This window comes from Acinetobacter dispersus, from assembly GCF_009884975.1.
GTDB lineage: Bacteria > Pseudomonadota > Gammaproteobacteria > Pseudomonadales > Moraxellaceae > Acinetobacter > Acinetobacter dispersus.
In genome coordinates, this window is record NZ_CP041970.1 from 3273383 (window position 1) to 3287880 (window position 14498).

Genomic DNA, 14498 nt, shown 5'->3' on the forward strand with positions numbered 1-14498 from the left:
AGACATTTCTACGACCAAAGCCGCATTGTTTGCACTTGTAAATGGTGTCAATACTGCAAGTGAGAACAAAACATACCCGTGTAATAGATGAGAACATCTAAGGTATGAGATAAAAAACCAAGGAAGTGAGCTATGAAAGAAATCTACCCAGTGCCTGATAAATTCAAAGAAACGGCAAGAATCTCTGAAGCAGACTATTTCAAACGTTACCAGCATTCGATTGAGCAACCAGAAGCATTTTGGGCAGAGGAAGCCAGCAAGATTGAATGGATCAAACCATTTACACAGGTCAAAAATACCAGTTTTAATCAAGATAATTTTAAAATCGAATGGTTTGCTGATGGTGAGTTGAATGTCTCAGTCAATTGCTTAGATCGTCATCTTAAAGATAATCCATTAAAACCTGCCATTATTTGGGAAGGTGATCACCCTTCGCGTCATAAAATCATCTCATTTTCTGAATTGCATGATGAAGTCTGTCGTTTTGCCAATGTGTTAAAGAAACAAGGTATTCGCAAAGGTGATCGGGTTGTGCTGTATATGCCAATGGTGCCTGAGGCGGCAATTGCCATGCTCGCTTGTGCGCGTATTGGTGCAGTGCATTGTGTGGTGTTTGGTGGTTTCTCGCCAGATTCATTGGCAAGCCGAATTGAAGACTGCCAAGCAAAACTGGTGATTACTGCGGATGCTGGTATGCGCGGTGGCAAGTTACTACCACTAAAAGAAAATGTGGATGCCGCATTAGAAATTGATGGTACCAGCAGTGTTGAAAACGTCATCGTGGTACATCGCACGGGCAATCCAATTCAGTTTAATGCGGAACGTGATGTTTGGTATCACCTAGCCATCATGGAGGTAGACGAACACTGTCCACCAGAACCAATGAAAGCAGAAGATCCTCTATTTATTCTGTACACCTCCGGTTCAACAGGGAAACCGAAAGGTGTATTGCATACCACAGGCGGTTATCTGGTCTATGTAAATACCACATTTAGAGAAGTCTTCGATCTACGTGAAGATGATGTGTATTGGTGTACTGCCGATGTCGGCTGGATTACAGGACATAGTTATTTGCTTTACGGTCCGCTGAGTAATGCCACCACCACGGTGATGTTTGAGGGGATTCCACAATATCCAACTTGGGCACGTATTGGTCATGTGATTGATAAGCATAACGTCACCATTCTATATACGGCACCGACTGCGATTCGCGCCATGATGCGTGAAGGTGATGCCTATGTACGTGAAAGTAACCGCAGTAGCTTACGTTTACTCGGTTCGGTGGGTGAGCCGATCAATCCAGAAGCGTGGAATTGGTATCATGAAGTGGTTGGTGAAGGCCGTTGTCCAATCGTCGATACATGGTGGCAAACAGAAACAGGTGGCATTTTAATTTCACCTTTGCCGGGTGCAACTGCCTTAAAACCAGGATCTGCGACACGTCCATTCTTTGGAGTTCAACCTGCACTGGTGGATGGAGAGGGTAATGAGCTAGAAGGAGCAACTGAAGGCAATCTAGTGATTAAGGATTCTTGGCCTGGTCAAATGCGAACCATTTGGGGTGATCCACAACGTTTTATCGAGGCTTATTTCTCGACCTTTAAAAACTACTATTTCACAGGTGATGGCGCACGTCGTGATGCTGATGGCTACTACTGGATTACGGGACGTGTCGATGATGTACTTAACGTATCGGGGCATCGTTTAGGTACAGCCGAGATTGAAAGTGCCTTGGTCTCGCATGTAGCAGTTGCAGAGGCTGCGGTGGTGGGTATGCCGCATGATATTAAAGGACAGGGGATTTGTACTTTTGTCACTTTACAAGCCGATGTGGCTGAATCTGAGGAACTCCGTAAAGAGTTGGTGAATTGGGTACGTAAAGTACTTGGGCCTGTAGCAACCCCTGATGCACTGCATTGGGCGCCAGCTTTGCCAAAAACCCGTTCAGGTAAAATCATGCGTCGTATCTTGAGAAAGATTGCTGCCAATGAATTGGATAGTTTAGGTGATACCTCGACCCTTGCTGAACCCGCTGTGGTTGATCATTTGATTGCGACGGTTTATCCAAACCGATAAACCCGATTCAAATGTGAAAAGAGCGTTCGATTGAACGCTCTTTTTTTTATCTGCATTATTTAATGGTTTCCTAAAAAATCTGCGGTGTTTTGTACCGTGGCAAAGAAACCCAGTGCAGATAAGAACGCCGTTTGTACATCTGCCGCTTTGACGCTTTTACCCGCATGTTCCAGATCACGGGTTGCAGTGGCGTCTGCGATGACGATGGGTTGGTAGCCAAGCTCTTTGGCCGCACGTGTCCCTGAGTCAACACAGACATGGGTCATCATGCCAGTAATTACTAACTGTTCAACTTGATGCTGTTCAAGGATGGCTTGAAGATTGGTTTCCAGAAAGCTATTGGGAAAATGCTTTTCGACAATCACTGATTGATCTGTGACTTTAAGTTGAGGATGTAATTCAACACCCACGGTATTTTCCTGAAAAAAACTAGCTGAGGCAGGATTAATATGCTGAATATAAATAATCGGTAAATTATTTTGAATAAAATGATCTTCTAATTGGTTGGTTTTCGCCAGAGCAAGGTCTGGATTGACCAATTCCATTTTGCCATTTTTAAAATAGTCGTTTTGAACATCAATAATCAGTAAGGCTTGTTTCATTGTTTTTACGTCCAACATTAAGATAAAACAAGAGTAGGGTGAAACTGAGAAATCAGCTATATTCAAATGAAAGCATTGTTGCTGGTTTTCTTTCGTAATGAAAAATGAATATTGAACTTGATCCCATCGACTTAAAAATTATTGAATTGCTGAAGCAAGACTCGCGTTTAAGCCATAAAGAAATTGGACAGCGAGTGCATCGTACTGGGCAGGCAGTTGGCGCTCGTATTGCACAGTTAATGGATGCAGGCATTATCAAAAATTACACTGTCGCGATAAAATATGAACATCAACAATTCATCCAATTGTTTATGAATGATCAGCAAGCTTTTATTGAGGTTGAGCGTTTGGTCAAACAATATGAGCAAGTGGATGAGTGTTTTAAAATTCTCGGCAACGCCTGCTATATGATTGTCAGCCATTTTAATCCGCCACAATTAAATGAATTTATTGAGCAGCTGTCGAAATGGTGCCGTTATTCGGTTGAAACTGTCATGCGAGAAATTGAGACTCGTTAAAATAAAAAAACCCCAAGCCGAGCCTTGGGGAGTATTTGCCATTTCTTTTGTTTTTCTTCTTATTTAATGTTGAAAACTACGCTGATTTTGCTGCGAGATGCTGCTCCTGTTGTTGTTCAAGTTGACGGACGAGGGGGAGAACTTTTTCTCCAAAATATTCAACTTCCTCAATGAAATGCAGAAACCCAGAAAGAACCAGATCAACGCCCACATTTTTTAGGGCCACAATGCGTTCCGCAATTTGCTGTGGTGTGCCAATCAGATTGGTTTTAAAGCCATCGTTATATTGCACTAAATCATCAAAGGTCGATTTTGCCCAATTGCCCTCACGCTCAGGGGCTGCTGCACCTGCTTCACGAGTCGCATCACCGAAGGCATTCACCGCTTCGACATTGGCTTGAGCAATGATTTCATTCAATACTGCTTTGGCTTCTTCCTCAGTATCACGTGCGATAATAAAAGCATTGACCCCAATCTTGACTTGTCTGTTGGCTAACTTTGCTTTGCTACGGACATCATCAACTTGCTTCTTGATTTCTTCAACGCTATTGCCGTTGGTAAAATACCAGTCTGATACACGCGCGGCCATATCACGTGCGGCACGGGAACTGCCGCCTTGAAATACTTCGATATAAGGTTTTTGCAAAGGTTTCGGTTTAAGCGTGTAATTTTGGAATTGGTAATACTTGCCATCAAAGCTGTAATTGTCTGTTGTCCAGATGCCTTTGAGGGTACGAATAAATTCTTCCGAACGAACATAACGTTGATCATGCTCAGGCCAAGGTTCGCCAATCGCATCAAATTCGCCACGGAACCAGCCGCTGACGACATTAATCGCAATACGCCCTTGGGTGAGGTAGTCAATAGTGGCCAGCTGTTTAGCCGCGAGTACAGGCTTCCAAGGGCCGGGCAGGATCGCTGCAATTACTTTGAGTTTTTCAGTCTTTGCTAATAAAGCATGACTAAAACTTACGGATTCATGTTGGTTTTCTGCGCCATAGCCAGCGGTAAAACGGATTTGGGTGAGGGCATATTCAAAGCCGCTTCGTTCCGCTGCTTGTGCTAAGCGTACATTATAGTCATAGCTCCAGTCAGTACGTTGTTCAATGTTGCTTACAACGAGACCGCCACTCACATTGGGAACCCAGTAGGCAAATTTAATTGCGGATGCTGTTGTTGTCATCGTTGTATCCTCCATAACAAATATGGTTTATGCGACGTGGGTTAGATTCTTGGTTGACTTCGGGTGTAAGCGAGATTCAGCTGCATCCAGATTTGGTACTGCTGCAGATGGTAAGACTTCGGCTTGTTCGATTTGTTTGTTGATGCCGAGGTTTTGATTCGCTTGTTCAGTTTTGGCTTTGATAGCCGCTGCACGTTGGCCTTTGGCTGGTGCCCATTCTAAAATTGGTAAGGCACGTGCCACAGCAAGGGTGACGCGATCAGACAATTGTTCGCTTTTTACCGTGTATTCAGGCGTAAAGTCACGATCAGTGGCATAGACCCCAATCGGTAAGGTTTGTGCTTGGAAGAAACTGAATAAAGGGCGTAATTGATGTTCTAACACCAGTGCATGACGGTCACTGCCACCTGAAGCGGCAAGTAACACAGGTACATCAACCAAAGCTGTTTGCTCAACAAAGTCGAAGAAATGTTTAAATAAACCTGTAAACGAAGCACGATAAACAGGTGTACCCACAATCAATGCATCTGCGGCTTCAACTGCAGCCAAATCATCTTGTACGCGTTGAGGCAGTTGATTACGATAAATTGCACCACCCAATAAAGGTCCAATTTCACTGAGTTTGACAAAATGTACTTTAATATTAATTGCTTCAGACAACTCATCCAGAATCGCCTGAACTAAGCTTTCTGTTTTTGATGGGCTATTTAAACCACCAGATACTGCAACGATATTAAGGGGAGTTGAGAGGGTATTGTGATTGGACATAATAACGGCCTAAAAGATCATTTCGAATTGCTATTTATTTATCTACACCGCATGCCAAGCTGTAAAATAAGGAAATGCTGCAAGCTTATCTTTTTTAAAGATATGTCGATAAATCACAATAAATATCAAATTTTAGGTCGTTAATTTTCTGTTTCTATTCAATATTTTTGAATCTGTTTTATGCAAAGATGATTTTAATCAAGTTATATCAATATTTGATTTATTTTGCGGGAAAAGGAAATAAATCATGTCTTGTGCTTGACCTAGCCTTGAATTGAAAATAGGCTTAAGCGGATTGAATTTAAATAAACATCGTACAGTGACGTACTTGCAGATAGCTTAAGCGCTTATGAATATTTTAATTGTAGACGACCATCCTTTATTTAGACATGCTTTGATTCAAGCGGTTCGTTATAGTTTGCCTCAGGCGCAGATCCAAGAGACTGCAGATGTAGATGAATTTTATGCACGTTTAGAACATGGTGCAGAGCCTGATTTGGTCCTTTTGGACCTAAATCTACCTGGTGCTTCTGGTTTCTCTGCCTTAGTCTATGTCAGGGCCCAATATCCTGCGATTCCGATTATTGTGGTTTCAGCACATGAAGAGGTGTCGATTATTCAGCGTGCGATTGCGCATGGTGCAATGGGCTATATTCCGAAATCTTCACATCCAAGTCATATTGGGGAAGCCATTAAACATGTTTTAGAAGGTGAGATTTGGTTACCACCAAACTTACCAACACATGCGGGCTTTGATCCTCGTGCGGCAGATGAAACCGCTTTAGCTGAACGTTTACAATCACTCACTCCACAGCAGTTCCGTGTATTGATGATGGTGGCAGAAGGTTTATTGAATAAACAAATTGCTTATGAATTAGAAGTTTCCGAAGCCACAATCAAAGCACATGTCACCGCAATTTTCCGTAAGTTGGGCGTACAAAATCGTACCCAAGCGGTATTGGCAATTAGTGCTTTAAATATTGAAGATAAGAAGATGTAAGAGATTAAATGACAAATTCGATTTTTAATTTTATTGAAGATCAGAAAACAAAAAACCAGTTCATAAGAACTGGTTTTTTGTTTTGAATTTAGTGTTCTATGTAGAACCCAAATCCAATATTAGAAACGGAACTTCGCGTTTAAGCCGATAGTTTGCGTATCAGTGCTTGCATGTTTCGCATCTGCGTTAACATAAGTTGCGCCTACAGCAATCGCTGGAGTGATGAAGTAGTTTACGTTCGCACCCCAAGCAGAGTTGATAGCATAGAACTTGTCTACATTTGCTGGGTTTGAGCTGTAATTTGCTTCAGCATAAGAAGCACCAACGCTTAACTTAGGAGTTACATATACGTCAGTTTTCAATTCGTATGCTTGGAAGTCACCGTAAACAAGACCAGCTTCGAAGCCTACAGCCATGTTTGTACCATCGATGTTACCTACGTATTTAGTACGTGCAGTGATCGCATCTTGGTCTTGACCAATAATTTTAGCTTGAGCAGCTGATTTAAAAATCCCATTTGAAAGTACGCTGTTTGCGTCTAAAGCAACTTGATCAGCAATGTTAGTATAACCAACAGCTACTAAGAAGTTAGGAGTAAGCATAGTACCGACTTCTAATGCGAAACGGTCGCCATTATCTTTTTTGCCATCAGTTTTAGTTTGAGTATGGCTATAAGAAGCGCTTGTATATACTGGTAAGTAAGGTGTTGGAAGGTAAGCTTCACCTTTTGCACCAAAAGCGTTTGTCTTCTTTGTTGGAACTTCGTCACCGCTTAATTCTGCAAAGCTGTAAGCTACAGAAACATTAGATGCTTGGTTTAAGAATGCAGCTTCAGCTAAAGGACCTTTAGAAGAATCTACATTTTTGAAGTAGTAAGTACCTTGAGCAGCACCAGTAAAGTCTTTGTCATTTGCATCAGTTGCATTGATGAATTCAGATTGACCTTGAACTTCTACTTGGTATGCGTGAGCACCGGTCATGGCTAAAACTAAAGCAGTGGCTAAACCGAGTTTTTTCATAATGATTTCCAGCTTTAAAACAATTAAAGAGTAAAGTTGGAGCCATTGTATTGTAACAAAGTATGAAGTCAATGTAATAAATTTGGGCTTCCGATAAACGAACAAATGCTGAACAGACTGTGTGTGAAAAGTGAGCGATTGAAAAAAATATTGTCAACCTTTTATAAAGTATATATCTAACAAATAGATATGTTTATTTTTTAACGAGATAAGGGGGCTTATAGCGTTCACATCAATAAATATTTTAATTGGTTTGTTCGATTGTGTTGATCGTTTTTTTCGTTTATTGAGTTCTTATTTCTGTAATAAATCTGAGTTCAAAAGTGTGAGTTAAAATAATATTCCGTAATTTTTTTGCGATAGACTTTGCAAAATTATGATATTCATTCTCAGTTAATATAAACTAAAAATCATGTAAAAATCGCATCTTTAATGATCAATTAGCAAAATCGATTGTAACAATAAACCCGATCTATTTAATCAACTTTACTTTATGAGAATTAATTCACATAATACAAAGCAAGAGATATCTAATTTGCATTTAAGTGTCTCGTAACATTTTCTTTGAAGTATTTTGATGTTTTTACATCACTGTTTTACTAGCTCGGCTTTCCCCAAGGTCGAGCTTTTTTTTATCGTTTTTCTCAGTTTTAGATGAAATAACACTACAGAAGACATGTAATAAAAGACTTATAGTGGCTGTTTATTCTACTTTTCCACCTTTTATGCTTATGTCGAAAAAACTAAAAATGCTCACTTTATCTATTTCAATGATGCTGGGCTTACCCTTGATGGCTTGCCAGAGCTTTAGTCAACAAAAGCAGCAAATAATGACACAGGAACGTGAACAACAGCAGATTGCGAGTTTATTCCAAAATGCTCAAACTAGTGGTGTTTTGGTCATTTATGATGGAAAGAAAATTCAAAAATTTGGCAATGATGTACATCGTGCAGATCAGCGCTATATCCCAGCCTCGACCTTTAAAATGCTGAATGCGTTAATTGGTATACAGCATCATAAAACTACGCCAAAAGAAGTCTTTAAATGGGATGGACAGAAACGCGCATTCAGTAGTTGGGAAAAAGATCTCACATTAGCTGAGGCAATGCAGGCATCGGCTGTGCCTGTGTATCAAGAGCTGGCACGACGTATTGGTCTGGAGCTGATGACTCGTGAAGTTAAGCGAGTGGGCTATGGAAATAAGAATATTGGGACACAAGTCGATAACTTTTGGTTGGTTGGTCCATTAAAAATTACGCCTGTGGAGGAAGTACGTTTTGCCTACGCATTGGCGAAGCAAAAGCTGCCATTTGATCAGTCAACTCAGCAACAAGTAAAAGGCATGTTATTGGTAGATGAGGTTCAAGGCACTAAGATCTACGCTAAAAGTGGTTGGGGGATGGACGTTAGCCCACAAGTGGGATGGTGGACAGGTTGGATAGAGCAAGCAAATGGCAAGATCACCGCATTTTCATTAAATATGGAAATGAGTCGACCTGAGCATACTGAGGCACGGAAGGCGATTGTTTATCAAGCTTTGCAGCAGCTAGATTTATTGGCGAATTAGATTCTTTCTAAAGTCTCAAAAAAAGACCCAGCTTTTGGGAAAGCTGGGCTGAGAAAGGATGTTTAACTTGGGGGAGAAAACATCCTAGAGGGTTACTGGTATAAATTCTGGAATCTTTCTATGCTTGAATTATGTTCTCTGGAACGTAATTTGTGAAATTGATAATTTTTATACTTAGGATAGGGTTACTCGATTAATGGCTAGATGAAATATTCAAAAAAAGAAACTTTGTTTGAAAAGCAGATGATATTGATTTTAATAGAAAAAGGTGCATTTTAACTATTTTTTCATGCTGATTTATATTTGTATGAGTGATTAGCTCGATTTTGATCTATGTCTGAGGAATCAGGGTAATGAATGCTTAAGGTGAATCTTTCGTAGTTTGTTTATCAATGATAGGTCGAGTTTTGAAACTAAATAATATGATTGAAAAATATAAAGAAAAATAAACTAACCATGGCTGCTTAGGATGTTAAAAATTATTGATGTGAATGAGGGGAATATATATTGTGTAACAGAGCTGAAAGTTATTTGTTATTCATAAATCGTATAAGGTTAATATCATTATGAATATTAGTTCTAAGAGAATTAAAAACTAAATCTATTCAAAAAATATCTTAATTTCAATCTTTTGCAAGGATGTTGCTGTAGTAAAAAGATATATTATTCAGTAGTTTAATAAATAAAAAAGATTTATTTAAATAAAAATCATTCTCAATAAATGTATTAAATGATGAATTCTCTACTTAATAATGACAATAAAGATTAATGTAACCAAAAAACTTAGTTAATGCGTGGTCGTGTCATTTAGAATTCGGGTAAAATTAAGTTCTGTTTAAAAATCAATAGAGATCGTTTTTGAAAAGTACAAGGTGCCTGAATGGAGCGTGAATTAAAAAGCTCAAAATTACGTTCTGAGCAGATTAGCCGTCGCCTCTTTTTCTGCATGATAGTCATTATCTTTTCGATTTTTTATCTCTCCATTCCTTTAATTATTAATAGTTATCAAGAATATATAAAATCAGAACAAACACTCACTGAAATTACCTGCCTCCGTACATTAGTCAAAACAGCCAATAAAATTTCTAGAGAACGGGCACCTTCCAATAAAGTGATGTCGAGTCAACCAGATGTGTTATTGGAAAATCAAAAAGAATTATTCGAGTATCGAAAGATTGTTGATGCAGAAATTGATAACACCATTGAAGTTTTAAAACAAAACGGTTTTAGGCTGATTGCTTATGAATTGGAAACAGATTTAAAAGTTAAATTGGCTGCAGCACGGGCCATTGTTGATGCCTATGCCAGTACACCGCATGCTGAGCGCACGTCGAAGCAATATGATCATGCGATTTTATCAATGTTTAGTGTTTGGGATGAAAGCCGTGAGTTCTTAACCTGGTTATTGGTTCGTTCCAATAGTAAGAACAGCAAGATGTCGAATTACTTCACTTCGATTTTGGTGCTCACTGATATGCGTGATCAAGCAGGGCGAGTTGCGTCCAATGTCATGGCACCAGTGACATTTGGTGAAAAAATTTCAGATGAAAATCGAGCACGATCATTACAGACACAGCATCAAGCGATCTATCTTTGGGAGTTAATTGATACGATCCAGCCTGAACAATCGAAGACACCTGAATATGTAGATTTATATCGTCGTGTTAAAACGGAATTTTTAGATAAAGGATTACCTATTGTTGCGCGCTTATTGGATGAAAGTAAAAATAATAAGGCGTACTTTCTGTCTGGGACACAATTGACAGAACGTATGGTGGGAAAATTTACTCCAGTGATGGATTTGCAAAGCTATATTCTGGATTACAGCATTCGAGTTGCAGTGAATGAAAATAAATTCGCAAAGCGACAGTTCATTTTTACTTTAGTTATTTCTAGCCTGTCTTTATTGATTGCAATTTTCACCATGATTTATGCCAAGCGCAAGGTGTTCAGTCCTCTGATCCATGCCCGTGATATGATTTTGCGTTTATCAGAAACCTCGGATGAACTTCCTTCAGGTAAAAATAATAGGGAAGAATTTGTCTCGCTATTTGAAGCGATTGATAAACTAAATGGGATGTTAAAGCAGCGCGATACCATGGAATTGCAACTCAAGCAGATTGCAAATTCAGATGCGTTAACAGGCGTGGCAAACCGTTTGGCTTTGGATGAGTATATTCAGGCTCTTGAATCCAAGCCCGAGGGGTTGTCTCAGACGTGTGTGATTGCGATTGATATTGATAATTTTAAGTTTGTAAATGATCAATATGGGCATATTGTTGGTGATCAGGTGATTACCATGATTGCGGATCAGCTCAAGTATAACGTTCGTGGATCTGATTTAATCGTGCGTTATGGCGGTGATGAGTTCTTGGTGGTGATTGAAAATATTCAGATGACGGCTGCAAAAGTAGTGGCAGAGAGTATTCGTTCCGCAATTTTAAAAGAAAAAATCGTTATTCCGAATGTGGCTGAGTCGATTCAGGTGTCTGTCAGTATTGGTGTTGCGATTGGGGCAAATAGCTGGTTAGAGTTGTTAGAAAAAGCGGATCAGTCATTGCTCAAAGCGAAGGCGAAAGGGAAGAATATTGTAGAGACTTAACGCTTGTGCGGAAGGTGTGATGCTTATTTTGCTTTAGGTATCTTGAAATATTGAATCAAAAACAGGATTAAGTTTGTGTACTTAATCCTGTTAGAGAACTCTAATCCTTTATAAGAAGTATCACTTCAATAAAGGTTTTAAGAACTTCGCTGTATGTGAAATTTTAGATTTCACCACTTGCTCAGGTGTTCCTTCGGCAATAATTTGACCACCACCCGAACCACCTTCAGGGCCTAGATCAATCACCCAATCCGCGGTCTTGATCACATCTAGATTATGCTCGATCACTACGATGGTATTCCCCTTATTGCGTAGCTCATACAAAATGTCGAGTAATTTGGCAATATCATGGAAATGCAGACCTGTAGTCGGTTCATCCAAGATATATAAGGTTCGACCTGTATCACGTTTTGCCAACTCACGTGCCAGTTTCACACGTTGGGCTTCACCACCCGAAAGAGTCGTCGCTGCTTGTCCTAAACGAATATAACCAAGCCCGACTTGGGTTAAAGTATCTAAACGACGATGAATCACAGGTATTGCACTAAAGAACTCAGCGGCATCTTCCACCGTCATTTCCAGTACATCAGAAATATTTTTGCCTTTATAACCGACTTCTAAGGTTTCACGGTTATAACGCTTACCATGGCAGGCATCGCATGGCACATACATATCTGGAAGGAAGTGCATCGCCACCTTGATCATGCCATCGCCTTCACAGGCTTCACAACGTCCACCTTTCACGTTAAACGAGAAACGGCCTGCACTATAACCACGCGCTTTGGCTTCAGGTGTTTGCGCAAACAATTCACGAATCGGGGTGAATAAACCTGTATAGGTTGCAGGGTTTGAACGTGGAGTACGACCAATTGGACTTTGGTCAATATCGACCACTTTATCCAAATGCTGTAAGCCATCAATTGAATCAAATTTTTCCGCAGTCAGCGTGGTTGCACCATTCAGTTGAGTCGCAGCTAAAGGCAATAAAGTGCGGTTAATCAAGGTTGATTTACCTGAACCTGAAACCCCTGTGACACAGGTCATGATGCCCAATGGAATGGTTAAATCCACATTCTGTAAGTTATGCCCGCTTGCGCCAGACAACTTGATGACTTCATCTGGACGTGGCGATTGAGTACGCTGTTTCGGCACTTCAATCTTCAATTTACCTGACAGATATTGACCTGTGAGGGAGTCAGGATGATTGGCCAACTCATCATAAGTACCTTCAGCAATCACCGCACCGCCATGAATACCCGCACCTGGCCCGATATCAATAATATGGTCAGCGGCACGAATTGCATCTTCATCATGCTCAACGACCAATACGGTATTACCTAGATCACGTAGGCGAATCAGAGTTTGTAATAAGCGATCATTATCACGTTGATGTAGACCAATCGAAGGTTCATCCAGTACATACATTACGCCCATTAAACCTGCACCAATTTGTGAGGCCAGACGAATACGTTGCGCTTCACCGCCTGAAAGGGTTTCGGCTGAACGTGCCAAGCTGAGATAGTTCAGGCCAACGCTGACCAGAAAGTGTAAGCGCTCACGAATCTCTTTAAAGATTTTATCGGCGATTTCACCTTTGGCACCTTCAAGATTTAGGTCTTGATAATAGTGTTCAGCATCACCAATCGACATTTTAGTGATTTGTGCAATGGTCTTGTCTTTGACCCGCACATGGCGTGAGATTTCATTGAGACGTGAGCCACCGCAAGCATCACATGCTGCATTGGATAAGTATTGCGCTAAATCATCACGCACATAATTCGATTCTGTTTCGCGGTAGCGACGTTCTAAATGCGGCAAAATCCCTTCAAAGGCTTGCACACGACTGTGTTTACGACCACGTTCATCGATATAGCTCAGATCAATTTTCTCTTTACCTGTGCCTTGCAAGAATTTTTTCTGAGTGTCTTTATCTAGACTATTCCAAGGTTGATCGAGATCAATACTGAAATGATCCGCGACTTTTTGCAGCATGGTGTAGTAATACGGACGTTGTCGATCCCAACCACGAATTGCACCTTGGCTGATTGAAATTTCAGGATTTGGAATCAGTTTATCGGAACTGAAATGGCTACGTGTTCCTAAACCATCACAGACTGGGCAGGCACCAAACGGGTTATTGAATGAGAATAGACGTGGTTCAAGTTCAGCCACGGCACGATCACATTCTGGGCAAGAATGTTTTGCTGAAAAAACACGTTCAGGATGTTCGCCATTCATCCACGATAGCACTGCAATATCACCGCCTAGACGTAATGCAGTTTCAAACGATTCTGCGATACGGTTACCGAGATCATCACGCACTTTAAAACGATCGACGACGACTTCAATGGTATGTTTCTTCTTTTTGTCTAGCTCAGGTGGAGTATCGATATCAATGATTTCACCATCGACACGCGCACGCACAAAGCCTTGGCCTTGCAGCTGTTCAAACAGTTGAGTGTATTCACCTTTACGCTCACGGACTACAGGAGCGAGCAACATCAGTGCAGTGCCTTCTTCAAGGCTTTTTACTGCATCAACCATTTCTGAAATGGTTTGTGCCACCATCGGCAGATCATGTTCAGGGCAGTAAGGTGTACCGACACGGGCATAGAGCAAACGTAAATAGTCGTAAATTTCAGTAATGGTACCGACGGTTGAACGAGGGTTATGACTGGTCGACTTTTGCTCAATCGCAATTGCAGGGGAGAGACCTTCAATTGAATCGACTTCTGGTTTTTCCATTTGTGACAGGAATTGACGAGCATAGGCCGAAAGTGATTCGACATAGCGACGTTGACCTTCGGCATACAAGGTATCAAAAGCCAGTGATGATTTACCAGAGCCAGAAAGTCCCGTAATCACCACAAACTTGTCACGTGGAATATCGAGTGACACATTTTTTAAATTATGGGTACGTGCGCCTCGAATACGGATATGACTTTGACTCATAAATACATCTCAATAAGCTGAATATGAAAACGTGTATATGATAGCGATTTAAAATCGTTCAAGTGGTATAAAAATAATTAAAACGACAAATTGTGACGGTTAATGAACTGGTTCACATTTATCTCACGCTAAGCGCCTAGTATTTTTAGCATTCAATGCCTCAGATTACCATGTAAAAATTGATCACTTATTAAAATAGATATTTTACTA

The 14498-nt window shown here is 40.5% G+C and carries 10 protein-coding genes; 5 read left to right on the forward strand and 5 right to left on the reverse strand.

Translation table 11 applies throughout. The features are described from left to right. Window positions 1-132: 132 nt before the first annotated feature. Entirely contained in the window at window positions 133-2076 is a 1944-nt protein-coding gene (acs, locus tag FPL17_RS15065) for an acetate--CoA ligase (protein ID WP_159885924.1), read from the forward strand. 59 nt (window positions 2077-2135) lie between these two features. On the opposite strand, the gene FPL17_RS15070 is transcribed toward acs, so the two are convergent. Next, a complete protein-coding gene (locus FPL17_RS15070) occupies window positions 2136-2678 on the reverse strand; it encodes a cysteine hydrolase family protein (RefSeq protein WP_159885926.1) in 543 nt (180 codons plus the stop codon). Window positions 2679-2782: 104 nt separating this feature from the next. On the opposite strand from FPL17_RS15070, the gene FPL17_RS15075 reads away from it, so the two are divergent. After that, window positions 2783-3196, forward strand: a complete 414-nt coding sequence (locus FPL17_RS15075) for an Lrp/AsnC family transcriptional regulator (protein ID WP_159885928.1) — start codon at window positions 2783-2785, stop codon at window positions 3194-3196. A 76-nt stretch (window positions 3197-3272) separates the two neighbouring features. On the opposite strand, the gene sfnG is transcribed toward FPL17_RS15075, so the two are convergent. Beyond that, on the reverse strand, window positions 3273-4379 hold the full coding sequence (sfnG, locus tag FPL17_RS15080; protein ID WP_005185817.1) for a dimethylsulfone monooxygenase SfnG: 1107 nt from the start codon (window positions 4377-4379) through the stop codon (window positions 3273-3275). A gap of 27 nt (window positions 4380-4406) precedes the next feature. Further along, window positions 4407-5147, reverse strand: a complete 741-nt coding sequence (gene msuE / locus FPL17_RS15085; protein ID WP_005185815.1) for an FMN reductase — start codon at window positions 5145-5147, stop codon at window positions 4407-4409. A gap of 349 nt (window positions 5148-5496) precedes the next feature. On the opposite strand from msuE, the gene FPL17_RS15090 reads away from it, so the two are divergent. After that, the gene (locus tag FPL17_RS15090) at window positions 5497-6147 is read left to right on the forward strand and encodes a response regulator (RefSeq protein WP_004657203.1); all 651 of its coding nucleotides are present in this window, start codon (window positions 5497-5499) and stop codon (window positions 6145-6147) included. Window positions 6148-6266: 119 nt separating this feature from the next. Here the strand turns inward: FPL17_RS15090 and omp33-36 are convergent, their stop codons facing one another. Then, complete coding sequence (gene omp33-36, locus FPL17_RS15095) at window positions 6267-7166, reverse strand: porin Omp33-36 (protein ID WP_159885930.1); 900 nt, start codon at window positions 7164-7166, stop codon at window positions 6267-6269. Window positions 7167-7897: 731 nt separating this feature from the next. Here omp33-36 and blaOXA point away from each other — a divergent pair. Further along, on the forward strand, window positions 7898-8734 hold the full coding sequence (gene blaOXA / locus FPL17_RS15100; protein WP_167515373.1) for an OXA-286 family carbapenem-hydrolyzing class D beta-lactamase: 837 nt from the start codon (window positions 7898-7900) through the stop codon (window positions 8732-8734). Between the two features lie 880 nt (window positions 8735-9614). Beyond that, window positions 9615-11336 (forward strand): GGDEF domain-containing protein, encoded by a 1722-nt coding sequence (locus tag FPL17_RS15105; RefSeq protein WP_159885932.1) that lies wholly within the window; start codon window positions 9615-9617, stop codon window positions 11334-11336. A gap of 120 nt (window positions 11337-11456) precedes the next feature. Here FPL17_RS15105 and uvrA read toward each other — a convergent pair whose 3' ends face one another. After that, on the reverse strand, window positions 11457-14288 hold the full coding sequence (uvrA, locus tag FPL17_RS15110) for an excinuclease ABC subunit UvrA (RefSeq protein WP_159885934.1): 2832 nt from the start codon (window positions 14286-14288) through the stop codon (window positions 11457-11459). Between the last annotated feature and the right edge of the window lie 210 nt (window positions 14289-14498).